The sequence below is a fragment of the Bacillus sp. AG4(2022) genome, from assembly GCF_031844465.1.
In the GTDB taxonomy this organism is placed as follows: domain Bacteria; phylum Bacillota; class Bacilli; order Bacillales; family Cytobacillaceae; genus Bacillus_AB; species Bacillus_AB infantis.
Map to the genome: position 1 here is coordinate 15,024 of NZ_JAUZVH010000007.1, position 26,027 is coordinate 41,050.

Consider the following 26,027-nt stretch of genomic DNA (forward strand, 5'->3'; position numbering starts at 1 on the left):
AATCCTCCCTCCCCTCATAAAAGCAGACACCCGTGCCAGCATCCTAATTTTTTGAAAAATATTCCATAGGCTCACTGCAATGTTTATAACCGTTCCTTCTATAAAACTCGATCCCTTCCTCACTCGGCCAGACGATGACGAATTCGTAATGATTTTCTTCTATCCACTCATTAATGGCCGTGATCAGCCTGCTTCCAATTCCTTTTCCGCGGTATCCTGGCACAGTATAGACATTGGTCATATAGGCGAAAGGATATGTAATTCGTCCAGGTCTTGGCACCTTTTGGATTCTTTCCAAGTATATATGTGATATTATTTTTCCCTGTTCTTCCGCAATCCAGATATACCATTGGCTTCCTCCAACAGCTTCCTCCAGAAATGTTCTGCATTCTTTCTGAAATTCCGGATAATCTTTTTCTGAAAAATTCCCCTCCTCATAATCTTCGAGCGTAAAGTCCCATCTCATTCTAATCAGCTGATCTATATCCTTTTTTTCTGCAAGCCTTATTTGCATTTTATAGCCTCCATATTTTCATTGAATACTGCTTCTTCGTCCGGCAGTATTGTTCCTTTATTTTAAAAAATACAGTGAATATTGGCAATTTTGTGCTAAAATAAATTCCATTCTAAAAATCTTATATAAAAAGGAGGCAAAAAAATGATCCATTTTTTCAACTATAACTGGCAGGTCAGGGATGAGTGGTTCCAATGGTGTGAGCAGCTGGAAGAGGATGAACTGCATAAGAAACGGAGGGGCGGAGCCGGGAGCATACTTCATACACTGCTGCACATATCGGACGTAGAGTACAGCTGGATCCGTGTTATCCAAGGTCTGGGCGATACCATCGTTGATTTTGAAGAATATCGCAGTCTGACTGAGGCCAAGCAGCTCTCCGACTCTTTCCGGAGGAATATCAGAAGCTATTTTGCCAAGGGTCTGATAGAAGCGCCTGATTTTATCGTTTCCGTTCCATGGGATGATGACATTTTTAGCAAAAACGAAATCCTCCATCATATCATTGCACATGAGATCCATCATATTGGCCAGCTATCTGTATGGGCACGGGAACTGGGACTTGCGCCGGTGAGTGCGAATTTATTAGGCAGGGACTTGAAAACTGCCAGTTTCATAGACTAAATCTGCCAAATAACCATGACCTCTCTTTTTTACGTTTTAAAAAGAGAAAGGGTTTCTTTTTCAGAAAAATATTTTCATATTTATCGTTCCTCATCAATTCTGTGTCTGAAAGCAAATAAACGCCCCTGCAGGCGTTTATCTTTCTCGGCTGGATCGCTCGTCATTTTCACTGATCATGTTTCTGACATCCTCAATCATACTGTTGAAGGTTTGATCTACTGTGTCCAAAAGGGTGTTTTGACCTCTTTCCGCCGGCACGCCTGCTTGTTTTTCTTGTTTGTGCATGTATATCACCTCCCAACCTTAGGATGTGTCAAAAAAAGGACCATAATGCACGGAAAAAAATCAGGATGCCAAACTTGGTTCATTGAAATAAAAGGCAATTGCCAGCATCATTATAGGCAATCTATGTATGGCCTCTAAAAGAATATGTTCTTCTTATATTTGAGATCCTGACTTGATTCAGCCTCCGCATTCTCACCGCGTCACTACCAGCTTCATTTGTTTCCTATAGTGATTAACTATCATTCTCTGCTGGACATAACCCGCCCTGCTGGCGTATACTAGGCATATTTATGCAAGAAATAGCAGATTGCTGGAAAGAAAGGTTTGAGATCATGCTTCAAAATCCAACAGGAAGAGAAAGGCTTGCCCTGGCTTTTCTCCTTAGTTCATTAGGAATCTTAGGGCCGTTCAACATCGATATGTACTTACCGAGCTTTCCGGATATTGGCAGAGACCTGGATGCTTCTGCATCCCTTGTACAGCTCAGCTTGACCGCCTGTCTGATGGGGCTCGCTGCCGGCCAGATGATCGTCGGGCCGATCAGTGATGCACAAGGCAGGAGAAAACCGCTTCTAATAGGGATTTCCCTCTTTAGCATCGCCTCATTATTCTGTGCGCTTGCGCCAAATATCACTACTTTTGTAGCTGCCCGTTTCTTTCAGGGGCTAACCGCTTCAGCGGGCATTGTCCTGTCGCGGGCAGTCGTGAGGGATGTGTTCAGCGGTACAGAGCTGACGAAGTTTTTCTCCTTATTAATGGTGATAAATGCTACCGCTCCGATGATTGCGCCTATGACCGGCGGCGCACTCCTTTTACTGCCATTCGCCAGCTGGCATACCATTTTTTACTTTTTATGTGCGCTTGGACTGGCTATCGTCACAATTATTTCAATTCGCCTGCCTGAGACGCTTCCTGCTGAAAAACGCATTCCCAGCAGCCTGGGAGGCACAGTCAAGGCCATGGGCGGCTTGTTTAAGGACCGCTCTTTCATTGGATATGCCCTGATTGTCGGTTTTGTACATGGAGGAAGCTTTGCCTATGTATCTGGTACACCATTTGTTTACCAGGGAATATACGGCGTCTCTCCCCAGGTATTCAGCATTTTGTTCGGAATCAATGGGATTGCCATCATCACCGGGAGTTTTCTGATCGGCCGCCTCGCCGGCATTGTACCAGAAAGGGCCCTGCTTCGGACAGCCGTCTGCATCGCTGTCAGCGCGACTGCATTATTGCTCACTATGACCATCATTAAAGGGCCGCTGTTTATGCTGGTCATCCCTATCTTCATTTATATGACGTCCATGGGTATGATCCTTACCAGCTCCTTTACGCTGGCATTGAAAAATCAGGAGCACCGCGCAGGGAGCGCGAGCGCCGTCATTGGCATGATGCCGCTCCTCTTGGGCAGCCTCGTTTCCCCTCTTGTCGGAATCAATGAAGCATCCGCCGTACCGATGGGAAGCATTTTATTCACCACTTCCTTCATCGGGTTCATTCTGTTCTTCACATTAACGAAAGAAAAACAGTCCAATTTAAAGCTTAATCCGGAGGGGTGAATCCCTCCTTTTTTTTAATTTTGCTGGTGTTCCATTTTAAAGATGCCCCTTCTATTTTTACTCATATAAATGCTTCTGCAGAGGAATTCTACATAAATTGTTAACTTTTCTACAATAAAAAGAAATGATTCTACATAAAAAAGAGAGAATTCTACATTAATTTGAAGTTATTCTGCCAAAAATACATATTTTCCCAAAAACATACCACTTAGAATGCCACATGCCCGTCTGTACAGCAAGAATGAATATATTCATGTTGAACTGCAGATGACTATGTTAAAAGGTTTTTCTGAAGGGTGATGTAAATGGATTTGAATTGGATATGGAAATCGATATTGATCGTATTGGCAGGCACCCTGCTGCTCAGGATCGCCGGCAGAAAATCAATATCCCAAATGACACTTGCCCAGACTGTAATCATGATTGGAATAGGCTCCTTATTGATACAGCCGCTCGCCGGAAAAAATATTTGGACAACAATCATTGTGGGAGCAATTCTTGTAGTAACCCTGGTAGTCATGGAGCTTTTACAGGTAAAGTTTGATAAAGTGGAGAAATTCATTACCGGAAGAGCAAAAGTATTGATCAACAATGGGAAACTTGATGAGAAAGGCCTTAAAAAGGTTAGATTGACGGTTGACCAGCTGGAGATGAAACTCAGGCAGAACAATGTGTCCAGCCTGCAGGATGTAAAATGGGCAACATTAGAGCCTAACGGGCAAATTGGATTCGAGCTGAAGGAAGAAGCAAAGCCTGCATTAAAAAAAGATCTACAAATGCTTCAGCAGCAAATGAACCAAATGATTATGCTCCTGAAAGGGAGTGCAGTACCTATGCCTCCCAATGACTCATCTAAGCAGGATCTATTTACAGAAGTGGCGAGAAAATCCCATACTACAGAGCCGCCAAAGCATCTTCAGTAGATGGCGGCTAAAAATAGGCTTATAGTTATTCTTTCAACTGTTTATGTGGTCTTTTTTGCGGCCTTATGTATTTTTTATCTTTTTAAAGACGATTCCTCCCGCTGGCAGGTAGCTCTCGGAGGAATCATCGTAAGCGCACTTCCCTTATTACTGATTTTATTAAAAAAACCGTTCCCGACCGCCCTGGTCTTCGGCTATTTTTTGTTCGTATTCTGCTCCATCTATCTGGGGTCGATCAAGAGCTTCTATCTCAAATATGCCTGGTGGGATAGCACGCTTCACCTTTATAAAGGAATCTTTGCGGGCATAGCTGCCGTCTTTATCTTTAAGGCATTATCCGGGGGAAAAGGAAATTCCCGCTCACTTTTATTCCTTTTCAGCTTTTCCTTGTCTGCTGCAGCCAGCATCCTCTGGGAAATCTATGAGTTTGCCGGCGACCAGCTTATCACGGAAACGATGCAGCGCGGCGGAAATAAAGATACGATGATAGATCTCATTGCCGGCACTTCAGGTGCATTATTAGCAGGAATATACAATATCTTGAGGTTCAGGAAACTATAACGGCCGGCTCCAGAAGGAACCGGCCGAAAATTCAGCTTTTTAGTATATCTTCGATGCTGTTAAGCTCTTCGGCAGTAAATTCCAGATTATTCAGTGCAGCGACATTTTCTTCAATCTGTGAAACCCTGCTTGCACCGATCAAAGCAGATGTTACTCTCCCACCGCGAAGGACCCAAGCAAGAGACATTTGTGCAAGGCTCTGTCCGCGTTCGGATGCTAATTCATGCAGCTTCCTGACTTTTTCAATTGTCTGCTCTGTCACCTGGTCCCCTTGAAGCGCACCGGTCTTGCTGGCAGCCCTGCTGTCCTCGGGTATCCCGCTGATATACTTATTCGTCAAAAGCCCCTGAGCGAGCGGACAGAAGGCGATTGATCCCACACCATTCTCCTCCAGTACATCCTGTAGGCCGTCCTCAATCCAGCGGTTCAGCATAGAGTAGCTTGGCTGGTGGATGACGAGCGGCGTCCCGAGCCTGTTCATGATTTTCACTGCTTCTTCTGTCTGTTCTGCGGAATAGCTGCTGATACCGACATATAAAGCTTTTCCCTGCCTTACAATAGAATCCAAAGCACCCATTGTTTCCTCTAAAGGTGTATCCGGGTCAGGGCGATGAGAGTAGAAAATATCCACATAATCCAGCCCCATCCGCTTTAGGCTCTGATCAAGGCTAGAGATGAGGTACTTCCTGCTTCCCCACTCCCCATATGGCCCAGGCCACATATAATAGCCAGCCTTCGTTGAAATGATCATTTCATCCCTGTAAGGAGCAAAGTCGGACTTCATCATCCTGCCGAACATTTCTTCAGCCGAGCCTGCTGGAGGACCGTAGTTATTAGCCAGGTCGAAATGAGTGATGCCAAGGTCAAATGCACGCCTGAGCATCTGCCTCCCATTTTCATATGTATCTGTTCCGCCGAAATTATGCCACAACCCAAGGGAAATGGCCGGGAGCCGGAGTCCTGAGCGTCCGCTCCGATTGTATTTCATAGAATTATAGCGTTTTTCATCTGCAAGGTACACCATCAATCTTCCTCCTTTAAGCAATACTGGCAGTTCATTATAATATTAAACGCTTTCACAGCGCTTCACAAAAAACTGCCCGTGCCGATTTTTTTAAAATGAAAAAATAAAGATTAGCCGGAAACTAATCTTTATCTTATATCCAACACTTTATCTTTCGCTTTCTGTCGCTGTAAAAAGTGGTACAGCGCCCCAATCAGATTGGAGTCGTTTCCAAACCGGCACACCTCTGCTTTTACATCGAGCGAGTGGATATCCGATTTCATGCTTGATAGAACTCGATTGATTCTTTCGCAAAAATCTTGGCGTCCAGATATCGCACCTCCGATAAGGATCTTTTCAGGATCGATGATATAATGAAGATTCAGAATGCCGACTGCCAGGCGTTTGAAGAAGCGCTCTATTTCTTCCTGGATTTCTTTGTCTCCACCCTCTGCCATCTCAAACACTTTCCGGCCATCAAGGGTATCAGGATCCATTCCTTTTCTTGCTGCTGCAATATTGACAAGTGCCCCAGTGGCACCAAGATCGCTCCAGCTTCTTCCTAAAGGCTTGTCTAAATAATCCTCCATGATCATATAACCGAACTCTCCGCCATGGAAGCTCGCTCCATGCCTGACTTTTTTGTCCAGTACAATGGCCCCGCCGATCCCCGTCCCGATGACGATGCAGATATAATCCCGGACATCCTTTGCAGCACCGATCCAGCCTTCTGCAAGGCCGGCACAGTTTGCGTCATTTTCCAGCTCTGCCGGAAGCCCTGTCCTTTTCTCCACCAGCTCCCGGATATTGGGGCCATGAACATATGGGACGGCGCTTGCGCCATGAATAGTACCGCTTACTACATCGACGGCCCCAGGCATGCTCATCGCAATTCCTTCAACAGGGCTGATAAAGCTGATTTCTTCGACAGCTTTTCCGATCGCTTCAATAAATGCTTCTATACCTTCCTTTGGAGTCGGGATTGATGACTTTTTTATAATGCTGCCCGATTCATCCATCAAGGCATATTTAATGGATGAGCCCCCTACATCAAATGCTGCATAATTTCGCAATGCTCCTACCCCCATATATCCTTCCGCCAAAGGATCATTTTCCTTCTATTACAGATGTGTTCCGCAGGATTCCCTGATAATCAGCTCAGAGTCAATCAGGGCAGGCCTCGGCTGGGATTTGCCGTTGATGAGATCGTTCAGCATATAAGCCGACAGTTTCCCGAATTTCTCTTTATCCTGTTTCACAGTCGACAGCTTGGGATCGCTGTAGCGGCAGGCGGCAATATCATCGCAGCCAATCACCCTGATATCTTCTGGAACGGTAAGACCCGCTTCCTTGATGGCCCTAAGTGCTCCGAGCGCCATTAAATCGGAGGCTGCAAATACAGCTTCAGGCTTCCTTTTCCCTTCAAGGATCCTTTTCATGCACTCATAGCCGCTGTCTTCATGATAATCTCCGTATTGAATCCAGTCTTCCCTGATTTCCAGGCCGAACTGGTTCATAGCCTCAAGGAATCCCTTCTTCCGCAAATTGGAGATGACAGATCCCTTCATTCCTCCGATGAAACCAACATCCCTGACAGAATTGAGGTAAAGATGCTCAATGACCTTTCGGGAAAGATTCACGTTGTCAGTCATGACAAAGGCTGATTTCGGGCCGGACAGTTCAATGTCAATCCCGATGCATGGAAAATCAGCTTTAGCGAGCTCATGCACCGCTTCCTCCACTTCTTCTCCCGCAATAACGAGACAGCCATCCACATTGAAATGTCTGCATCTTGCCATATAGCTGCCATTGTCCTGCCGGAAGTTTTCGTTGGAGAACATGAGGATATCATAGCCCAGCATGCCGATATTTTTTTTAAAAGAAGAAATGACTTCGTTGAAATAAGGGTGGGTCATGTCAACATTGATCTTGCCGGCATAAATCAGGCCAATAAGATTGGATTTTTTTGTAGCAAGCGACCGTGCTGAAAAATTTGGTTCATAATCCATCTCAAGGATAACATCCATTACCTTTTTCTTTGTTCTTTCGCTGATGCCACCGTAATTATTAATGACCTTTGAAACGGTTGCGGCAGAGACGCCCGCAATTTCCGCAATATTCTTTATCGTTAGGCTCATGAGAATCCCTTCTGCTTCCAAAATATGTTCTATGTTACTAGATTACTAGCTGTTCCCTTCCGTTTCAATCTCCAGACAAGAAAGCTCCGATTATTTTACAGAGCCTTCTGTGATGCTTGAAATGAAAAGCTTGTTAAACATCAGGAATATGACCAAAAGGGGCACCGTAGCCCAGAATACTCCTGACATTATCATCCCAAAATCAATATTATGGGTGTTGCTGAGATTAGCGAGCGCTACCTGGATGGTATACATCTCCGGATCCCGGAGCACCGTGAACTGCCAGAGGAACTCGCCCCATACTGCAGTAAACACAATGATTCCTAGAGTTGCAAATGCAGGCAGGATAATCGGAAGGACAATGCTTCTGTATATCCTGAAGTTTGAGCAGCCATCCAGCTTGGCCGCTTCTATTAATTCATCCGGCACAGCTTCGTTCACATATTGCCTCATCAGGAATATCCCAAGAGGATTCAGGAAGAACAGAAGCATCACCCCGGGAAGCGTATCCAGAAGTCCAGCCTTGGAAATCAGGAAATACTGGGGGATCAGGCCAAGCTGCGGCGGAATAATCATTGTCACCAGGATTGAGATGAAAAGAATATTCTTTCCTGGAAACTTGAATTTAGCAAATGCGAAACCGGCCAGGGAACTGATGGCCAGAACCACGAGCGTAACAACCACACAGATGATAAAGGAATTCCACATTGCGTTGAAAAAATCAATATTGCTCAATACTTTCTTGAAATTGTCCACCAGCAGATTCCCTGGTGTCAAAGTAGGGGGAATCGTATTGTATGCAGAGCTTGGACTTGTCGCCATTACAAACATCCAGTAAAAAGGGAAAAGGGAGACTAAAGAAGCAATGCCCAGAAACAAGTAGATCGGCAGATTCCCTTTTCTGGGTTTCTTTTTGGCAGTGTTCATGCTCATTTCGTCGCCCTCCTTTTGCCCCGACCATATCCGGATGTCAGCATAGTATTAATGGTTGCGAAAGCAGCGATGATGACAAGCAGAATGATGGCTGTTGCAGATGCTGTACCAAATGATTGAAGCTTGAACGCATCCCGGTATAAATACATAACAATCGTCATTGCTTCATCCCTCGAAAATGCGCCGGCCCCAAGGAATACAGTAGGCTCTGAGAACAGCTGGAGCGCACCTACAGTTGAGAAGAAGACAGTCAGGAGTATGAAAGGCTTCAGCAGCGGAAGTGTAATGTAAAATAGCTGCTGCGTTTTGCTTGCTCCATCGATTGTTGCCGCCTCGTACAAGTCGTTCGGAATACTTTGGATCCCCGCCAGGAAAATGATCGTATTATAGCCGACCCATCTCCAGAAAACCATAATGGAGATCGCGATTTTTGTTCCCCATTCGGAAGCTCCCCAGTTGACCGGTTCAAAGCCGAAAAGGCTCAATACATAATTGGCCAGCGAGGTTTCATGATTGCTGAACAGGACGCTGAAGATGAGGGCCACGGCTACCATGGATGTGATGTAAGGCATAAAAATCGTTACCCGGAAGAAATTTTTAAACCGGATGAACGTGAGATTGAGCAGAAAGGCCAGGATGATTCCGACAATCAGCTGGGGTGCAGTTCCTAAAAGACCCATCACAATCGTATTGTAAACTGATTTCCAAAAAAGCGGATCTTGCAGTACTATTTTGAAGTTATTCAGGCCGGCAAACGTCATTGGGCTTAGCCCGTTCCATTTCTGAAAAGCCAGGTACAAGCTGAATAGGGCCGGATAAAGGCCGATGATGGCAAAAATGATAAAAAAAGGTGCTATATATAAATAGCCGGATATCATATCTTTCTTTGCTTCAGTCAGACGCTTCTTTGTTCCACTCATGCGGGCTGTACTCGCCTTGTTTTCTTTGGCAGCTGTTTGCATGTTTCCGCCTCTTTTCTATGCATAAATCAGGAAATGGCTGAAAGCCATTTCCCCTTTAATACCTTATCTTCCTAATAAGTCTTTTGCCCGTTTGATGGCAGCTTTCCATTCTTTTTCAGGATCTTTGCCGTTCTGGACATTCTTCAGGGCATTTACAACCTCCTGATGAACCGGGAAGTATTTCTCGCCTTTAAATACAGCACCTTCGATATCCTGGGCAGCGTTTGCAAATACTGTCGAAGTTACCTGGCCGCCGAAGAATTCATCTTCATTAGATTTGAAGTCATCCATGTCATAAACAGATGGTGCAGATGGGAAAAGGCCTTTGCTCTGGAAAGATTCAAGCTGCTGTTCAGGCGCAACAAGCCACTCGATGAAGTCATAAGCCGCCTGCGCATTTTTGGTTTCCTTCGGTACAGCTATATAAGAACCGCCCCAGTTTGCAGCGAATTCCTTCGGCAGTGTGGCTACTCTCCACTTGCCTACTGCATCCGGCGCATTGCCTTCCATCCAGCCCTTCAGCCAGCCAGCTCCAAGCTCTGCTGCAAATTCGCCTTTATTGACTGCGTTGGACCATTCTGGAGACCACATGTCATACTTTCCTACAATGCCTAATTCATTGAGCTTAACCGCATAATCATAAGCTTCCTTGACGGCATTTCCGTCTTCTTCAAGAAGAAGCTCTCCATCAGAATTCAGATAAGTGCTTTCTGCTGCATCCAAATAGGCACGGTAGGCCATCTCGATGCTGTCTACAAATGGTTTGCCGGTCTTTTCCTTCACCTGTATGCCTGCCTCCTGGAAAGCTTCAGGCGAATTGATGAGTGACTCTACTTCGGCAGGCTCTGTCGGAAGGCCGGCTTCTTCGAATAAATCAACCCGATAATACAAAGCCTTTGGCCCGATATCGGTCGGCATGCCGAACAGGAAGTCTCCATCCGCATTCTCTCCGCCCTTCCATTTCCAATCCAGATACTGGTCCTGGACATCCTTGGCACCTAAATCATATAAATTCTCAAATCGGTCCTGGGCAGCCTTGAACCGGTCAAACTGGTCAATTTCCAGCATAGCGATGTCTGGCGCCCCGCTGCCGGCTGATAAGGCAGTAAATAAGGCATCATGGTGATCTGCGGTCTCTGATGATTTCACTTTGATTTTGACATTCGGGTTTTCTTCTGTGTATTTCTTTGCAAGCTCCTCATAATTGGTTGCTCCGAAAGTCCAGAAGCTTAAAGTTACATCGCCGCCCCCATCTGATCCTCCGGATGAAGTTTCCTCGCCGCTGCATGCTGCAAGCGATAACGCAAGAACTGATGATGCTCCGAATGCCGCTATTTTTTTTAGGCTATTCCATTTCAAGTGAATCTCCCCCATTATTATTAAGTAATTTGAACCATCCTTTTGAGAACCTGCCTAATCCTGCCTTCAGCCACCCCCTACAAAAGAATCCCAGAACCTGTTTAACTTTTATAAGTATGGAAACCGGTTTCCGTTTTCAGCAGAAACCGCTTTCATTTGTTATTATAAGAGCCTGTATTTCAGAAATCAACTATATTTTAGAAAATTTAGTTAATTATTTTTTAGAAAATTAGACTAATATAATGATATTTCCTTAAAATATTGTTGATTTACTCTATAATTCTTCTGTCATCACGTGTTTACCCTCTAAATAGAAACCGTTTTCCGAAATAAAAAGAGAGCATAACGCCCTCTTTTTTTAATTGGCCTATAATGTTTCTCCATTACTCTTTATTACTTCGCTATACCAATAAAAACTCTTCTTTTTAGTTCTTTTTAGGTCATGCTCCCCTTCTTCATGCTGATTGACATATACAAACCCATACCGTTTCTGGAATCCGTTCAGCCAGCTCAGCAGGTCAGTAAATGACCAGACACAATAGCCAAGCAGCTCCACTCCATCGGAAATGGCTTCCTGCATGGACTGGATGTGAGAACGGATAAAAGCAATCCGATACTCATCATTCACCGTGCCATCTTCCTCAAGCTTGTCGAACTCTCCCAGTCCATTCTCACTGATTAATACAGGAAGCTGGTATCTGCTTGTGATCCGGCGGAGTGCCACACGCAGCCCTTGCGGGTCGATTGTCCAGTCCCAGTTCGTTTTTTCCAGGGACGGGTTGTCCGCCGTTCTATATAAGCCGGGAATACCTGAGGCTTTAGTGGTCCCTTTTTTGCCTGTAGTATTCATTTCACCTTCTGCTGTGCCGCCTTCCAGCGGATTCGCTTCAAAGGTTGCTGTCTGATAATAATTCAGCCCCATAAAATCAGGCTTTCCTGCCTGCAAAAGCTCCCAGTCCCCCGCTTCCACTTCAGGGGCGAGCCCTTCATTCTCTAAATAATTCCAGGCTGCTTTCGGGTACTTGCCCCATGCGTAGACATCCATCCACCAGTGGCTGTTGAGCTCTTCTGCGTTTTCACTGGCAATGATATCCTTTGGTTCAGGAGAGCGCGGATAAGAAGGCGTGTACGCAAAGCTCGGCCCGATCTTCCCTTCCGGCACATAATTACGGAATGCTTTTATAACACTGGCATTGGCCAGATTTGCATGGTGATTCACCTGGTAAAAAAGCTTGTCATCCTTGACTCCAGGCGGATGCATGGCATTACGGTAGCCAAACATCGTGAAAATATTCTGCTCGTTCAGGCTGACCCAATATTTGACCCTATCGCCGAAACGCTTAAACAGCTCTGAACTGTATGCCGTAAAGTCTTCAATGATCTGCCGGGATTCCCAGCCGCCGTATTCCTCCTGGAGTGCCTGCGGCAGATCCCAGTGATAAAGAGTAACGATGGGTTCAATATCATGTTTGATCAGCTCATTGATCAGTGAATCATAAAATTCGATGCCCTTTTCATTCACTTTTCCCTTTCCTTCAGGAAAGATTCTCGTCCAGGCAACTGAAAAACGGTATGCCTTCAATCCCATTTGAGCCATCAGCTGCACATCTTCTTTAAAGTGCCGGTAATGGCCAACAGCCACATCGCCAGTCGTCCCTTTAAATGTCTTGCCGGGAATCCGGACAAATTCATCCCAATTGGAAAGACCTTTGCCATCTTCGTTCCAGGCACCTTCTACCTGATAGGCCGCAGAAGCAGCCCCCCAAAGGAAATTCTGCGGAAAAGCCTTCAATTCTTTATGTATCATCTTCACTGCCCCTTTCTTTTTATTGAAACCGGTTTCCTAAAACAGTATAACAAATTCTGATAAAACAATATATTCAGAAATATAATTCCGCATAATTTTTTATAAAAAAAGAACCGCTTAGGGCGGCTCTAAATAGTCGTGCTATGTAAAATATCATCTGTTTCTCTGCTTGTATACTCTTTTTTCAGGAGACCGTATACTATATGGTCTACATAATGATCATAGAGCCATTCTGCATCCCGTATAATGCCTTCTTCCGTGAAACCGTGCCGTTGCGGCAAAGCCCGGCTTTTCACATTGCCGGCAGCAGCCCTTACTTCAATCCGGTTGAGGCATGCTTCTGAGAATCCATATTCTACAAGGGCTGAGAAAGCTCTGTTCATGATTCCTTTTCCCTGATACTTCTCACCAAGCCAGTAGCCTATTACGCCGATTTTGTGAATCCGGCTGATTTCATTGAAACCAATCGTGCCGGCAATCTTCCCCTTGTAAATGATGGCCGCAGCCTGGGGATGCTTTCCATTCTTCTCATACGCACTGAGAGAGGATTGAATAAAACCGGCTGAATCCTCTGCTGTCTTGGTATAATCCAGCCAGCCCAGCCATTCTTTTAAATATTCCTTTGACTCGATTGTCAGATTAAAAAGTTCTTCAGCATCCTCCGGCTGATAAAGCCTGAGTGAAATTTCAGCATCCAAATCCAGATGAAACATGAATACTCCCCCTAGAGTTTTCACTATTTTACCATAATTCCCCTTAATATATATATAGATTTACCAAGAAAAAGGCTGACCATAAAAATGGCCAGCATCTGTTAAGTAATCATGATCTTTTATTTTACTTTGCTCTTATACCATTCTGCCGCAGCCTCTGCCTCCTGAGATGTCAGCTGGTGTCCATAATTCTCCCAGTGCAGCTCAACATCAGCATTGGCATCCTCCAGAAGAGATGTGAGTTCTTCTGATTCTGCAGATGGGCATATCGGATCGTTTTTACCGGCGGCAATGAAGACGGAGGTGCCTGTCAGGTCAGGCAGCTCGACACCCCTTCTAGGCACCATAGGATGGTGAAGGATCGCACCTCTTAAGGCATCTTTATAGTGAAATAATAAACTGGCAGCTATATTAGCACCATTTGAATACCCGACCGCAAAGATATTGCCGCGGTCAAACTCATATTTGGCAGCTGCCTCATCCAGGAATTCATTCAGTTCATTCGTGCGGAACACAAGATCTTCTTCATCAAAAACCCCTTCTGACAATCTCTTGAAGAAACGCGGCATCCCATTTTCCAGTACATTACCCCTTACACTCAGAACAGAGGCTTCTTCATCTATGATTACTGACAGCGGAATCAAATCCCTCTCATTTCCCCCGGTACCGTGCAGGAGCAAAAGAGTCGGTTTATCCGGATTCGCACCCTTTCGAAAAATATGTTCCATCCCAATCACCTTCCAAAAATTGATTAATTGTATTGTCTATCTCTGATTTCCCCTATTTTTAGGGTATTTAACCTTCCAGTCTTTATCTTTAATTCGAGATAATTTTATGATGCTTCTCTGATAATGTCAACAGCCAGGTATTCTTAGATATTTTACTTGTTAAAATCATCCACTCTGCTGCCTGGTACCATGTTATAATTCCCTATATATTAGCTTAAAGGAAGTGTACGTTTTGTCTGCTCCATTAACTGAACCAAATAACCCATACAAAAACCTTTCTTCTGATTGCGGAAGCTGCTTCGGCCTTTGCTGCGTGGCTCTCCCGTTTGCAAAGACTGCGGATTTTGCCATTGATAAAAGCAGCGGCTCTCCCTGTCCGAATCTGCAGGATGACTTCCTCTGCAGGACGCATGAAACACTAAGAGATAAAGGATTTAAAGGCTGCACGGTATATGAGTGTTTCGGAGCCGGGCAAAAAGTCTCGCAGCTAACTTATGCAGGCAAAGACTGGCGTAAAAATCCTGACTTGGCAAACGAGATGTTCGAGGTATTCCCTATCATGCAGCAGCTCCATGAAATGCTGCTTTATCTGACAGAGGCACACAGCCTGCAGGAAACACATTCCATTAGTGATGAACTGCAATCTGCCATCAATACAATTGATGCGCTGACACTGCTGGAGGCTAAGTCCATTACAAACCTTGATGTTTATGCGCATAGAAGCATGGTCAGTGAATTGCTGAACAAAAGCAGTGAACTATATAGGAGAAATGTCCATCACAATAGGACTCACAAGTTAATATCCAAATTAAAAAGAAGCAGTGATTTTATAGGTGCCTCTTTGAAAGGGGAAGATCTCAGAGGGGCCAGCCTGCGAGGGGCGCTTCTGATTGCAGGAAATCTGCAGAATGCCGATTTGCGTAAATGCGATTTGCTTGGCGCTGATTTAAGGGATGCCAATATTTGCGGCGCAGACCTGAGGGGCTGCCTGTTTTTGACACAGGCACAAGTAAATGCTTCTATTGGAAACCTTTCGACTAAGCTGCCACCTGCCCTTAAAATACCTGCCCATTGGAGCAGGTGATTTTTTACAAGAATAGCAAACTGAAAAAATATAGAGTTAGTTTACATAATACTATTATTAAAAACAAAGAAAGAGAAATTCATTCTCATGAATTTCCCTACTGTCTGTATTCGGCATTATATGAATTTTCGCCGGAATGGACTGACAGCAGTGTATCGGCATAGCCTACAAGACGATTGACAATTTCATCACTGACAGCATATACAAACTTGTGCCGTTCTGCCCTGTAAAGTGCCGGATCATCCCAAACAATCGTTGTATTAATATTATAATGCTTTGTATCGTATATATTATAATGGATGATTGCCTTCCCTGCCGCTCCGCCTGTCTTCGGATCCTGATATCCCGGCAGGAACACATACCATTCCTCAGCAGTAGGGGACCGGAAATTTTTTGTGAATGATAGGCCTGCTATTGCGGTGCTGACTTCTTTCTTAGTCTCTTCATCCATTGCTTCAAACAAATTATTGCTCAACCAGATCCTTCCTTCAATGAAAAAGTGTTTACTTACACGATCTTTGTGCCTTACGGATGCAAGAACGGCAAAAACCCATTTCATCTTCGAATGGAAACCAGGACTCACAGCTTAAGCACCTTTTGTATAGCACCAGGTCAATCAGCAGATCATAGCCATAATAGGTTTTCAGCTTTTCGATCCTCATGAATCAGCCTCCCTGCTTGAGCATATGGGCAATATATGCAGGAAGGCACAGCCTTGAAACTTGGGCTTTTTATATTTCGATAATGATCGGCAGGATCATCGGCTTACGTTTCGTTTCGGAGAATAAATATTGCCCGACTGCCTTCTTGATCTTCTGCTTTGTTGAATTTCTTTGATAATAATTCTCCTGCCTCAGATCATTAACCGTGCTTTTGACGATACTGTTCACTTTGCGCAGAAGATCTTCGGACTCACGGGTGTAGACAAAGCCCCTCGATATGGTATCGGGTCCAGATACAATCTTCCTTTCCTTTTTGCTGATAGTAAAGACAATGACGAGCATACCGTCCTCTGACAGCTGCTTCCGGTCGCGAAGGACAACCTCGCCTACATCTCCCACTCCCATTCCGTCAATGAGGGTATTTCCTGCTGGCACCTCCCTGGTCTGGCGGGCCGTGCCATCTTCAATATCCACCACATCCCCGTTTTTCACAATAAATGTATGTCCCTCTTCTACACCTGCAGACTCAGCCAGCAGCCTGTGATGGTGAAGCATTCTGTATTCACCGTGTATTGGAATGAAATACTTAGGCTTCATCAGAGTGAGCATCAGCTTGAGATCCTCCTGATAGCCGTGGCCTGAAACATGCATTCCGGTTGAACTGCCAGAGCCGTATATGACATTTGCGCCAAGCATATAAAGATTGTCAATTATCTTGGTCACACCACGTTCATTCCCGGGTATAGGACCTGCTGCAAGGATGACCGTATCGCCCGGCAGAACTTCGGCATCCCTGAAATTATTCGTCGACAAGCGGGCAAGAGCGGCCATAGGCTCTCCTTGGCTCCCTGTGCACAGAATGCATACTTTTTCAGGCGGAAGCCCATCTATATCAGCTCCCTGGATCAGCATGCCGTCCGGAATAGTCAGGTAGCCGCGCTCCATTGCGACGCCGACTACATTGATCATGCTCCTGCCCAGGAGGGCGAGCTTGCGGCCTGTCTTAAAGCAGGCATCCGCCACCTGCTGAACCCTGTTCACATTCGAAGCAAAAGTAGAAATAATAACCTTGCGCGGTGCCTTGATGAAGGCCTCCAGGATATGGTCACCGACAATCCGTTCCGACGGGGAAAACCCTGTCCTTTCCGCATTTGTACTTTCCGAAAGAAGAGCCAGCACGCCTCTGGTCCCTAACTCTGCCATCTTATGGATATCTGCATACTGCTCATTCATAGGTGTCAGGTCGAACTTGAAATCTCCTGTATGAATGATCAGTCCTTCCGGTGTATCAAAAGCAATTCCGAGGCAGTCCGGAATGCTGTGGTTGACCTTGAAAAAGCTTGCCCTGATGCTCCCGAGCTCCAATACTGTGTCAGAGTCAATTTGTATAAGTTCAGTATCAGCGAGAATACCGTGCTCTGATAATTTCAGCTCAATAAGGCCAAGCGTAAACCTTGTTCCATATACAGGGACATTCACCCTTTTAAGGAAATACCCTATGCCTCCAATATGGTCTTCATGTCCATGCGTGATAATCAGCCCTTTTATCTTTGCACGGTTTTCCTGAAGATAAGTAATGTCCGGGATGATTAAATCGATGCCCATCAGGCTTTCATCCGGGAATTTACCGCCGCAGTCAATGACTACAATATCGTCACCGGATTCAAGAACATACATATTCTTGCCAATTTCATTCACACCGCCGAGGGCGAATATAGATACCGCTCCATCCTTCATATGCAAAACCTCCTTTTCATTCAGCCCCTAGCCCGGCTGATTCCAAATTCTGTCCAGGTTCAATGGGACATACACCATTTCCCCATTGATCTGCTTATGTACGATTGGCTGCTGGAAATAATGGTCCATAGAGTAATTCTTTCCCTGATGCCTTGCTGCTATGTTTTGTCAGAGCAGCTTCTCCATTTGAATCTCTGATTGTTGCATCAAGATCTGCCCCCTTGTAAAACGTTTTACATCGTTAATATGACCTGAACCCGCTGATATTATTTCCATATAGCTGTAAAAAACATATGCTGTTAGAAAGTGGACATACTGCATTTTCTTTGGCCGGTTCCAATAGCTTTTGAGGACTTTCCCTAAATATTCGGCCGCCTGCTTTTTATGTTATTACCCTGTCATTGTTTTTGTCTCATAAAAAAGGCCGCTCCAATTAGGAGCAGCCCTCATTGATCATATTTATTTTCCTGGTTTCATTTTGATTATTCCGCCAAGTAAGCCAGCCCGCAGCTAATCCGGCCAGCATATTGGCACCCATATAAAAAAAGCATTCTCCCCATAAATCTTCGTTTTCTCTGAAATCAGCAAAGCCGGAGAAAACAGTGAAGCCGACCAATATTCCCCAGCCTAATGCCCATTTGAGCAGATAAAGGCCCCTGCCTTTAGGTTCTTCTGTTTTCTTCCATATTAGGAGCCTCTGCATCCTGGTGATATGACGCTCTTTATAGACCAGCCATTCAAAGAAAAAATAGCATTCCAGGCATTATTGTCAGCTTTCATTTATGCTGCCTTTACCGTTCTAGCCTTTCTTTTTGCACAAAAGGATCCACTGCTAAGGGGTTCGGTCATCATCTGTTCATTTTTGTTTTTCATCCTGGATTTCCTGTTTGACACCGAAAAGCGGCTATGGATCCTTTCCGGCTGGAATCGGAAAAAATAGGGGGATGCTGAAAAGTAAATTCCACTGCAGCCCTCAGGTTTATCCTGAATTTTAAGAAGGCAGTTCAAAGCCGCCTTGATTCCCCTCAGCCTTAATCACAATAATAATGTTGTTTCCTTCTTCGCTTTATGAATATTCTCCTCCAATCTATTCCCAGAAGAATCTGCCGAATAATCCCTGAGCTTATGTTCCTCTATAAGCTCCAGATTCCTTTTATTATTGGCGTATTCCAGTAAATGTTCCTTTATATTTGGATAAAGAATGATTTTGTGAAGCTCTGATAGCTTTACCCACCTTACTCCCGTTTGGTGCGGATCTGGATTTTCCGGCAATTTAGCTTGTGACCCTTTTTTTAATAAGCATTCAAACATGAGGCAGAGTGAGTGTGTTTCACCGAACCTGCATTCAGCTTTGTGCGGTGCATACTCGTAAACAAATGCAAGCGGACCTGCTTCAACATCCACTGATGCCTCTTCCTTTGCTTCCCTCACGGCAGCTTCCCTGACCGTTTCTCCCGGTTCGGCGCCTCCGGCCGGCAGATTATAATGAAGGCCGTTTTCGTCATTGAATTCAATCAGCAGGATCGAATCTTTTTCCATGATGACGGCACCTGCCCTGACTCTTATATGATGTGGCATATTATCCCCCTTTTTTAAGCATGTAAAAATCATGCTGGATTGTGAGAACTTTGGCTTTTCTGATTGAGTGGTTCCTTTAGTGGATATAATGTTTACTACTATTAGGAGAGGCTAATCATATGTACCTTTTACTGGTTATTCTTGTTTATATTTTATTTGCTGTCTATCTGGTCGACTGGGAGCGCTGGAATGAATTCTATCCAACCATCCAGTACTTCATCATCTGCAATCTTTTGTACAATTTCCTTTTCTATAATCATACGCTGTGGAGTTATCATGCAGTAACGGTTGACTGGCTTAACCATACACTGATTGAATTGGCTTTCACTTTTTTCGTACTGCCGATTGTGTTGATGATTTACCTTCGGTTTTTTCCTAAAGGCAAAAAGAGTTTTCCTTATATAGCTGTTTGGATCGCCTACTTTACGACAATCGAATACGTCTTTTACAAAAAAGGGCTTTTTATATACGATAACGGATGGAATGTCTTATGGTCTGGAGTATTCAATGTCATCCTTTTCTCAATGGTCAGGCTTCACAGCAAAAAGCCAAAGCTGGCACTAGCCTTATCCTTGCCCTTAATCATTATCCTTCTGTGCTTCTTCCACCCGCAAATAAAAGACTTAAAGTAAAAGTACGGGGTGCACCTAATGGAACCAAACCCAATATCCACACCAGTTTTTTTAATCGCATTGATCACCATTTACCTCTCCATGGCCATCTATCTCAACAGAAAAAAATAACGTGTCAGGCACCTCAGATGGACACTTTACGCCATTTTAACTTTTTGCAGTGCCAGGCACATATTATAAATGCCTTACATAAATGAGAAAGTCCTTCCATTCTCCATTCTCTAAGGCAAATTTCTTCCTTGTGCCTTCATAGTGGAAGCCGCTTCTTTCGGCAAGAGTGATGGATGGGCGGTTATCGGTGTTTATATGCAGCTCGAGGCGATGGAAGCCAAGTTTTTCATGAAAAGCTTTGGCTGCTGCTGACACTGCTTCTGTTCCATAGCCTTTTTTCCAGAATTGGTTATGAAGGGAGTAGCCCATCATCCCCCACTGATAGTCCATCCTCAGGATGGTGAACAGCTCGACTTTACCAACGTTAAGGTGATCTTTTTTTCTAAAGATGCCGAGATTTGTCATCTGATCCCTCTCAGCTGCTTCCGAAAAACCTCTGATCCACTTTTCAAACCACTCCCTGGTGTTATGCTCCATACTGACCGGCCTTCCTTCATCATACTTATAAAATGAAGGATTTCTATCAGTGAAGCCCTTATACCAATTTTCATAATCAGAAAGCTCGAACGGGCGTATGACTAGCCTTTCAGTCACTATAGGTGCTGTTTGCAAGTCCATTAATTCACTCTCCTTTCATTCCTTTCCTCTTCAATGAAAGATTGGCATATTCCTTCTTTTCTTAAGAGCAATTTAATACCAACTTGACAAATCGGATATATAGGGATTATAGTTGTACATAACATGTTTTATCATATTCTTTGGCCATAGCAGATAATTGAAGGGGATGAGCATTTTGATGATGACGAAGGAAGAATCTCGCAGAAACCTTATTCTCAATAAATTAATAGCAATTACACAATTCCAGGATAAAAAAGAACTCGTGGAAATGACCTGCACAGAGCTGGAAGGTCTGTATTTAAGCCAGCTTTTCGCTGCTTCTTCACATCCCCACAGCGGGCAAAAATCGATCCGGTTAATTGGGAAAAAATAAATAATAGCAAAGGTGGAGAGCTGCATAAGGCTCTCCACCTTTTATAACTTACTTATGATCGCATATTCCCATTGTTCTAATAAAGGGAATGGTGCAGGCACAACTCAAAAAAACTCAACCAAATGCCTGTGCTGCCAAGGCAAATAAACGGCCGTCTCTTACAGGCATATCATCTCCATTGAAGATCATAATTGGAGGAACGGCTGAAAGCTCAAATCCGCTGTCCTTAATGAATGCGGCAAAGCCTTCCTGTCCTGATGGCACATCTATCCTCAGCTGCCCATCATGGCCGGATGCAAGCTGGTCCAGTAAACATATTGCTGTTTCAGTATTCTCAGCAGCAATGGGTCCAATAATCAGATTGACTGGTCCCTGAATGGAAAGTCCATAGCCTGTAAGCCTTCCATCTCCATTGAAAGAAAGAAGGCATTCTTTTGCCTGTGCGATCCTATTTTTCAGGAACACTGTTCTTCCATCCCCGAAAGCGGCTCTATCAAACTCTACAACACTTTCAAAAAAATCTGGTGTGAACCTTTTTATGTACGATACTCTTCCTTTTTCAACAGGGGAAGAAGGCATGTATTCCCTGCAAAGATATTTCTGGATGGTGTCCACTTCAGTAAAGCCCAGCCTTAGATAAAGCGGCCTTCCTTCTTCTGTGCTGACAAGCAAAATGGATGTTCCTTCATTCGCTGCTTCCAAACAGCTTCGGACCGCCTCTTTTGCAAGGCCCTTCCCTCTTGCGCGGGGATCAACTATCACCATTCCCAGCCATGCCAGGTGTGTGTTATAAGGTATTAGTGCAGAGCAGGAAACCAGCTTTCCATCGATCGTTTTATGTCCTAGTACGGTGCCGGAATTCAGTAACGTCAGTATTTCTTCCCTTTCATAATCCCAGCCGACAGAAGCTGATAGCTCAATCAGCCCGGATATATCTTCTTCATTCAATCTTTCCAGAGAGATATGCTCTTCAATCGTATTCATTCCTTCTTCCTACCCTCTCTCTGCTGCTATTTCTTAGTTAAAGAAGGACATGATGATGACGGCAGCAATTGAAATAAGGAAAAAGCCGATGATGACATATTTTATTATTTTGATTGGCTTTGGAAGACTGCGCACATCGGCTGCGTCCGGCATTCCCTCAATTTTCTTCATATGATCAACCGCATCATTCATCGGTTCTTTCCCCGCCATTTTCTCATCTCCCATTCTATCTTATATAAGATATTCGCTGTTTCATCCTGCTTTCCTTCAATACTATGTATGCTTTCTAAGAGAATTCCAGATCTTAAGAATTTTATCTGTCTCCATAAAGGTCAAATCCTTAAGGCTCATTCCGCTCTCCATGAGTCTTTTGATGATTATAGCTCCGGCAAAATAGCCCAGCCTTCCATCAGTTTCTGTGCCAGTGAAGTATTTTTCAACCATCCTGCCATCCAGTGGGGCCTCAAGGTCTTTATATATTTCTTCATGCAGCCCTCCTATTTTCAATTGAAGGAATTGGTAATGTTTTTGGCACATCATTAACGCATTCGGCAGCCATCTTTCATCCTCCGTCCGCCCGGATATTTGAAGGGAAGTCCACACAGCCAGTCCTTCAGCAATCAGCAGCTGTTTTACAGTCAGACCAGCAAAGTCCTCTTTTTCCCTTAAGCGGTAAAAACGGGCCATATGGCTGAATTCATGGGGAATCAGAATACTTGGATCTCTTTCTTCCAGGCACTCAAGTCCAAGAAAGATATAAGGATCTTTTGACGGAGGAGCAGCTCCATCGCTGAAACCCAAGCCTGTGAGCATATATACAGAAAACTTCTCTGTAAAGCCAAAATACAAGCAGCATTCTGTTAATAGCTTCTCTGCCTGTTCCTGCTGAAAGTTGGAACGCCCCTTCTCAGAACGAAGGAGCAAATCTTTAAAATCAATCTCCTGTATGATTTGCTGGATCTGTTCCCGGTCTATTTTATATATGCTTAGAAAAAGAGGATCAAATGCGGCCTTGTATGTTTGATAATAAGTTTGCCATGCATGATAGCTGCCTTCCGCTTCAGCTCTTTCTGCAGCAGCTCTAAATTCTTTTAATCCGTCAATAATAATCAATCCCTGCACCTCCCTCCCTTATTGATTCATGATTCAATAAGCTTTATCCTGCAAAAAAAGAGCTGCAGTGCAGCTCAGTCCAGACATTATTTTATCAGCTTATCCCGATCAGCTGCGTGAGGAGGTCTTTCCATCCAATCATGCTTAATAAGGATCTGGGCCCCGTCCTCGGCATATAGACCAATTTCAGCAAAAAGACGGCTATAATCGGCCGCAATATCTCTTCTTGGGCTGGCAGCCATTGCTGTTCCATAATTTCCCATTCCAGCAGCGGACATCATGTTCAACTGGAACATCATTAATTTGTCAGAAAAAGGAGGAACCTTACTGTCCGTTATTTCAGCATCCCATGTGACCGGGGCAGGCAGATCATTTTCCTGCAGATATCTGCTGAATATTCTTGTATGTTTTTTCGAGATTTCCTTTCCCCGCACAAAATACTGCTTCACTTCTTCATTTTTAATGCATTGTGCAAATCCTGTAACAAGCGCTCCGCCAAAATAATTGGTCTGTATATTGGCAAATAGATGTGTAATTTCAATGGCTGTGAGCGGTCTCTGCTTACCGAGCCAGCCTGCAAGGAAATGAGCATCCTTTACCATCTCTGATTCTGCAAGAGGAGGAATATAAGGCGACCGTACTTCAAGGCCTTTGGACAAAAGCAGATTTTTTGTTTCATTCATCAATTCCATTGTTGAAGATATACACGACATAAAATGCTCTCTGATGTCGTTCCGGTATGTTAAAGGCAGGATGGCTCCATAAGTCACCAGGGCCCCTTTAGTCATTTGCTCTGTATAAAACAGAAAAAAATCATCAGAAAACAGTCTCGGTGCCCCGGGGTGGACATCATTATCTGTAAAGCCGGCCGGCACCGAGTGACCTTCTTCTTGAAAAATACTTGATGTCACTCTGATATGCTGTTCAGCTAAGTCGAGGGCTTGTCTCAAAATTGTCCTTGTTTCACTATCCTCTGCACAAGCAATAAAATATTTATATACACACCTGAACATGCTGTCTGATATAAAATTTGTCCATAATCCGCCAGTTTCTGATGAAGTCAACCGAATATGCTGTTTTTCCAAAAAAATACCTCCATCTTATTGATGGAAGTATTTTTCCCTGGTTCATCCATAGTTATGAATTTAGGACGAACTTAATCTGTACCTTTAATAATCAACTTTATAAGCACATTTTTCCCTAAAGAGTCTTCTCCAATTCCTCCACAAGCTCGCCAAACTTCTTCATTGAATTTTCAATAGGCTCTGGTGAAGTAAGATCCACTCCCGTCCTCTTAAGCAATTCAAGCGGGTAATCGCTGCTTCCGCTCTTCAGGAACTCAATGTAAGACTCAAGCGTCTCTTTATTGCCTTCAAGTATCCTGGTGGCAAGATGGATGGCTGAAGCAAATCCGGTGGCATATTTATACACATAAAACGGGCGGTAAAAATGCGGAATACGGGACCAGCCATATTTCACCTCTTCATCAAAGACCAGTTCTTCGCCATTGTATTCACGGAAGAGCTTTTCATAGATTCCGTTGAAAACTTCCACATTGAGGGGCTTGCCCTGCTCTGCATATTCATGTGTGATCTTCTCAAACTCTGCAAACATAACCTGTGTAAAGAAGGTTCCCTTGAACTTATCGATAAAGTGATTGAGTAAATGCTTGCGCACATTCTCATCTTTCTCGTTATCGAGCAGATAGTTGATCAAGAGCACTTCATTGACCGTTGATGCCACTTCAGCAACGAAAATGCTGTAGCGGGCTGATATCTGCGGCTGATGCTGGCTGCTCAGCTTGCTGTGCACCCCATGGCCGCACTCATGCGCCAGCGTGAACAAGCTGTTCAAATCATCCTGGTGGTTCAGGAGTATATACGGATGAACACCGTAGACACCCATATTATAAGCGCCGGACCTTTTCCCTGGGGTTTCGCGGACATCGAGATAGCGCGCATTTTTAAAGTCCTTCAATGTCTCGACATAGTCCTCGCCAAGCGGTGCCAAAGCCTTCAGCATAATCTCATAAGCCTCTTCATACGGAATTTCCTGTTTCACCCCGCTTACAAGAGGGACACTCAAGTCATACTGATGAAGCTCATCAAGCTTGAGTTTTTCTTTTCTCAGCCTGTTGTATTCGTGCATTGGCGCAATATTATCCTTTGCAGATTGGATCAGGTTTTCATAAACTTCTTTTGGGACATTATCCCCGAAAAGCCCTTTTTCCAAAGCAGAAGGATAGCGGCGAAGCTTGGATGTCGATACATTGTTCTTTATCGCAGCAGAAAGGGTCGACGCAATTGTATTTTTAAGTTCGACATATGGCTTGTAATAAGCTTTGTAAGCCTCCTTCCGCTTTTCGCGGTCTTCATCTTCAATCAGCTTGCTGTACATGCCCCGCGTAAGGCGGACCTTCTTGCCATCGTCTTTTGTAACCATCCCGAACTTGATATCGGCATTATTGATCATGCCATACGTATTGCTTGGAGATGAGAGAGCTTCTCCAAGCTGTGAAAGAATTTCTTCCTGCTCTTTCGTCAGCACATGGGTTTTATAGCGAAAAGATTCGAGCAGGTCTTCTTCGAAATATTTCAGCCCGTCTTCTTCTGCGATATACCCTTTAAGCGTTTCTTCATCAAGGCTGAGAAGATATGGCATGAAAAATGAAGTGGCTGCCCCGACTTTTACCCCAAGCTGTTTGACGCGGTCCTGCAGGGCTTGGGCAGCCGTATCCCTCGTATCCTGATCCGCCTTAAACATGCTGTAAGCATATACATGTGTAAATGTATACGAAAGCTCTTCACTTAGCTTTAGATATTGGTAAAGGTCTCGTGCATCATTAATATTGCCGTCAAACTCTTTAAGCTTTTCAGCCATTTTCCCGACTTTCTCAAAATCCTGTTCCCACAGCTTTTCATCACTATAGATATCCTTAAGATTCCACGTTTCTTCAACAGGCACATCCTGCCTGGAAGTGTATGCTGTCATACCCCTCACTCCTTCTGAAAAATACTTCTATTTATTAT

29 protein-coding genes are annotated in these 26,027 nt (G+C 44.3%); 7 read left to right on the top strand and 22 right to left on the bottom strand.

Annotated features, from left to right (window positions below; all coding sequences use genetic code 11):
* Positions 1–43: 43 nt before the first annotated feature.
* Positions 44–514, bottom strand: a complete 471-nt coding sequence (locus Q9R36_RS18305) for a GNAT family N-acetyltransferase (protein WP_224897661.1) — start codon at positions 512–514, stop codon at positions 44–46.
* 144 nt (positions 515–658) lie between these two features.
* On the opposite strand from Q9R36_RS18305, the gene Q9R36_RS18310 reads away from it, so the two are divergent.
* Positions 659–1,138, top strand: a complete 480-nt coding sequence (locus tag Q9R36_RS18310; protein ID WP_311225666.1) for a DinB family protein — start codon at positions 659–661, stop codon at positions 1,136–1,138.
* Between the two features lie 135 nt (positions 1,139–1,273).
* Here the strand turns inward: Q9R36_RS18310 and Q9R36_RS18315 are convergent, their stop codons facing one another.
* Positions 1,274–1,423, bottom strand: coding sequence for a hypothetical protein (locus tag Q9R36_RS18315; protein ID WP_311225667.1), 150 nt, complete (start codon positions 1,421–1,423; stop codon positions 1,274–1,276).
* Positions 1,424–1,755: 332 nt separating this feature from the next.
* Between Q9R36_RS18315 and Q9R36_RS18320 the strand changes: the two genes are divergently transcribed.
* The 3 genes from Q9R36_RS18320 (at position 1,756) to Q9R36_RS18330 (ending at position 4,463) form a co-directional block, all read left to right on the top strand.
* On the top strand, positions 1,756–2,979 hold the full coding sequence (locus tag Q9R36_RS18320) for a Bcr/CflA family efflux MFS transporter (protein ID WP_311225668.1): 1,224 nt from the start codon (positions 1,756–1,758) through the stop codon (positions 2,977–2,979).
* 305 nt (positions 2,980–3,284) lie between these two features.
* Positions 3,285–3,902 carry a DUF421 domain-containing protein gene (locus Q9R36_RS18325; protein ID WP_224897669.1) on the top strand — a complete coding sequence of 206 codons (618 nt, stop codon included), beginning with the start codon at positions 3,285–3,287 and terminating at the stop codon, positions 3,900–3,902.
* The gene (locus Q9R36_RS18330) at positions 3,903–4,463 is read left to right on the top strand and encodes a DUF2238 domain-containing protein (RefSeq protein ID WP_311225669.1); all 561 of its coding nucleotides are present in this window, start codon (positions 3,903–3,905) and stop codon (positions 4,461–4,463) included.
* A gap of 31 nt (positions 4,464–4,494) precedes the next feature.
* On the opposite strand, the gene mgrA is transcribed toward Q9R36_RS18330, so the two are convergent.
* The 9 genes from mgrA to Q9R36_RS18375 all read right to left on the bottom strand — a co-directional run bounded on the left by mgrA (position 4,495) and on the right by Q9R36_RS18375 (position 14,106).
* Positions 4,495–5,487, bottom strand: a complete 993-nt coding sequence (mgrA, locus tag Q9R36_RS18335) for an L-glyceraldehyde 3-phosphate reductase (RefSeq protein WP_224897672.1) — start codon at positions 5,485–5,487, stop codon at positions 4,495–4,497.
* A 128-nt stretch (positions 5,488–5,615) separates the two neighbouring features.
* Positions 5,616–6,539: an ROK family protein gene (locus Q9R36_RS18340; protein ID WP_311225670.1), complete on the bottom strand. Its 924-nt coding sequence runs from the start codon at positions 6,537–6,539 to the stop codon at positions 5,616–5,618.
* Between the two features lie 48 nt (positions 6,540–6,587).
* Positions 6,588–7,604, bottom strand: a complete 1,017-nt coding sequence (locus Q9R36_RS18345; protein ID WP_311225671.1) for a LacI family DNA-binding transcriptional regulator — start codon at positions 7,602–7,604, stop codon at positions 6,588–6,590.
* 90 nt (positions 7,605–7,694) lie between these two features.
* Positions 7,695–8,537 (bottom strand): carbohydrate ABC transporter permease, encoded by an 843-nt coding sequence (locus tag Q9R36_RS18350; RefSeq protein ID WP_374703140.1) that lies wholly within the window; start codon positions 8,535–8,537, stop codon positions 7,695–7,697.
* Positions 8,534–9,499, bottom strand: a complete 966-nt coding sequence (locus Q9R36_RS18355) for a carbohydrate ABC transporter permease (protein WP_311225672.1) — start codon at positions 9,497–9,499, stop codon at positions 8,534–8,536. The genes Q9R36_RS18350 and Q9R36_RS18355 overlap by 4 nt, the downstream gene beginning before the upstream one ends.
* A gap of 63 nt (positions 9,500–9,562) precedes the next feature.
* Entirely contained in the window at positions 9,563–10,873 is a 1,311-nt protein-coding gene (locus Q9R36_RS18360; protein ID WP_311225673.1) for an ABC transporter substrate-binding protein, read from the bottom strand.
* A 352-nt stretch (positions 10,874–11,225) separates the two neighbouring features.
* The gene (locus Q9R36_RS18365) at positions 11,226–12,665 is read right to left on the bottom strand and encodes a glycoside hydrolase family 1 protein (RefSeq protein ID WP_311225674.1); all 1,440 of its coding nucleotides are present in this window, start codon (positions 12,663–12,665) and stop codon (positions 11,226–11,228) included.
* 128 nt (positions 12,666–12,793) lie between these two features.
* A complete protein-coding gene (locus Q9R36_RS18370) occupies positions 12,794–13,378 on the bottom strand; it encodes a GNAT family N-acetyltransferase (RefSeq protein WP_311225675.1) in 585 nt (194 codons plus the stop codon).
* A 119-nt stretch (positions 13,379–13,497) separates the two neighbouring features.
* Entirely contained in the window at positions 13,498–14,106 is a 609-nt protein-coding gene (locus Q9R36_RS18375) for an alpha/beta hydrolase (RefSeq protein ID WP_311225676.1), read from the bottom strand.
* Positions 14,107–14,338: 232 nt separating this feature from the next.
* Here Q9R36_RS18375 and Q9R36_RS18380 point away from each other — a divergent pair, with 232 nt between their 5' ends.
* On the top strand, positions 14,339–15,190 hold the full coding sequence (locus Q9R36_RS18380; RefSeq protein ID WP_311225677.1) for a pentapeptide repeat-containing protein: 852 nt from the start codon (positions 14,339–14,341) through the stop codon (positions 15,188–15,190).
* 97 nt (positions 15,191–15,287) lie between these two features.
* Here Q9R36_RS18380 and Q9R36_RS18385 read toward each other — a convergent pair whose 3' ends face one another.
* The 5 genes from Q9R36_RS18385 to Q9R36_RS18405 all read right to left on the bottom strand — a co-directional run bounded on the left by Q9R36_RS18385 (position 15,288) and on the right by Q9R36_RS18405 (position 19,167).
* Entirely contained in the window at positions 15,288–15,641 is a 354-nt protein-coding gene (locus Q9R36_RS18385; protein WP_311225776.1) for a hypothetical protein, read from the bottom strand.
* A 52-nt stretch (positions 15,642–15,693) separates the two neighbouring features.
* On the bottom strand, positions 15,694–15,852 hold the full coding sequence (locus Q9R36_RS18390) for a hypothetical protein (protein WP_311225678.1): 159 nt from the start codon (positions 15,850–15,852) through the stop codon (positions 15,694–15,696).
* A 69-nt stretch (positions 15,853–15,921) separates the two neighbouring features.
* Complete coding sequence (locus Q9R36_RS18395; protein ID WP_224897694.1) at positions 15,922–17,589, bottom strand: ribonuclease J; 1,668 nt, start codon at positions 17,587–17,589, stop codon at positions 15,922–15,924.
* Between the two features lie 433 nt (positions 17,590–18,022).
* Positions 18,023–18,292 (bottom strand): hypothetical protein, encoded by a 270-nt coding sequence (locus Q9R36_RS18400; protein WP_224897696.1) that lies wholly within the window; start codon positions 18,290–18,292, stop codon positions 18,023–18,025.
* Between the two features lie 332 nt (positions 18,293–18,624).
* Positions 18,625–19,167, bottom strand: coding sequence for an NUDIX domain-containing protein (locus Q9R36_RS18405; protein ID WP_224897700.1), 543 nt, complete (start codon positions 19,165–19,167; stop codon positions 18,625–18,627).
* Positions 19,168–19,286: 119 nt separating this feature from the next.
* Between Q9R36_RS18405 and Q9R36_RS18410 the strand changes: the two genes are divergently transcribed.
* Entirely contained in the window at positions 19,287–19,799 is a 513-nt protein-coding gene (locus Q9R36_RS18410) for a CBO0543 family protein (protein WP_224897702.1), read from the top strand.
* 174 nt (positions 19,800–19,973) lie between these two features.
* On the opposite strand, the gene Q9R36_RS18415 is transcribed toward Q9R36_RS18410, so the two are convergent.
* Positions 19,974–20,528 carry a GNAT family N-acetyltransferase gene (locus tag Q9R36_RS18415; RefSeq protein WP_311225679.1) on the bottom strand — a complete coding sequence of 185 codons (555 nt, stop codon included), beginning with the start codon at positions 20,526–20,528 and terminating at the stop codon, positions 19,974–19,976.
* Between the two features lie 175 nt (positions 20,529–20,703).
* Between Q9R36_RS18415 and Q9R36_RS18420 the strand changes: the two genes are divergently transcribed.
* Positions 20,704–20,901, top strand: coding sequence for a hypothetical protein (locus Q9R36_RS18420; protein WP_311225680.1), 198 nt, complete (start codon positions 20,704–20,706; stop codon positions 20,899–20,901).
* A gap of 114 nt (positions 20,902–21,015) precedes the next feature.
* Here Q9R36_RS18420 and Q9R36_RS18425 read toward each other — a convergent pair whose 3' ends face one another.
* The 5 genes from Q9R36_RS18425 to pepF form a co-directional block, all read right to left on the bottom strand.
* The gene (locus Q9R36_RS18425) at positions 21,016–21,885 is read right to left on the bottom strand and encodes a GNAT family N-acetyltransferase (protein ID WP_311225681.1); all 870 of its coding nucleotides are present in this window, start codon (positions 21,883–21,885) and stop codon (positions 21,016–21,018) included.
* A 33-nt stretch (positions 21,886–21,918) separates the two neighbouring features.
* Complete coding sequence (locus Q9R36_RS18430; protein ID WP_224897710.1) at positions 21,919–22,095, bottom strand: hypothetical protein; 177 nt, start codon at positions 22,093–22,095, stop codon at positions 21,919–21,921.
* A 63-nt stretch (positions 22,096–22,158) separates the two neighbouring features.
* Complete coding sequence (locus Q9R36_RS18435; RefSeq protein WP_311225682.1) at positions 22,159–22,998, bottom strand: DUF2268 domain-containing putative Zn-dependent protease; 840 nt, start codon at positions 22,996–22,998, stop codon at positions 22,159–22,161.
* Positions 22,999–23,084: 86 nt separating this feature from the next.
* Positions 23,085–24,083: a DUF3231 family protein gene (locus tag Q9R36_RS18440; protein ID WP_311225683.1), complete on the bottom strand. Its 999-nt coding sequence runs from the start codon at positions 24,081–24,083 to the stop codon at positions 23,085–23,087.
* A 115-nt stretch (positions 24,084–24,198) separates the two neighbouring features.
* Positions 24,199–25,989: an oligoendopeptidase F gene (pepF, locus tag Q9R36_RS18445; RefSeq protein WP_311225684.1), complete on the bottom strand. Its 1,791-nt coding sequence runs from the start codon at positions 25,987–25,989 to the stop codon at positions 24,199–24,201.
* Positions 25,990–26,027: the final 38 nt, after the last annotated feature.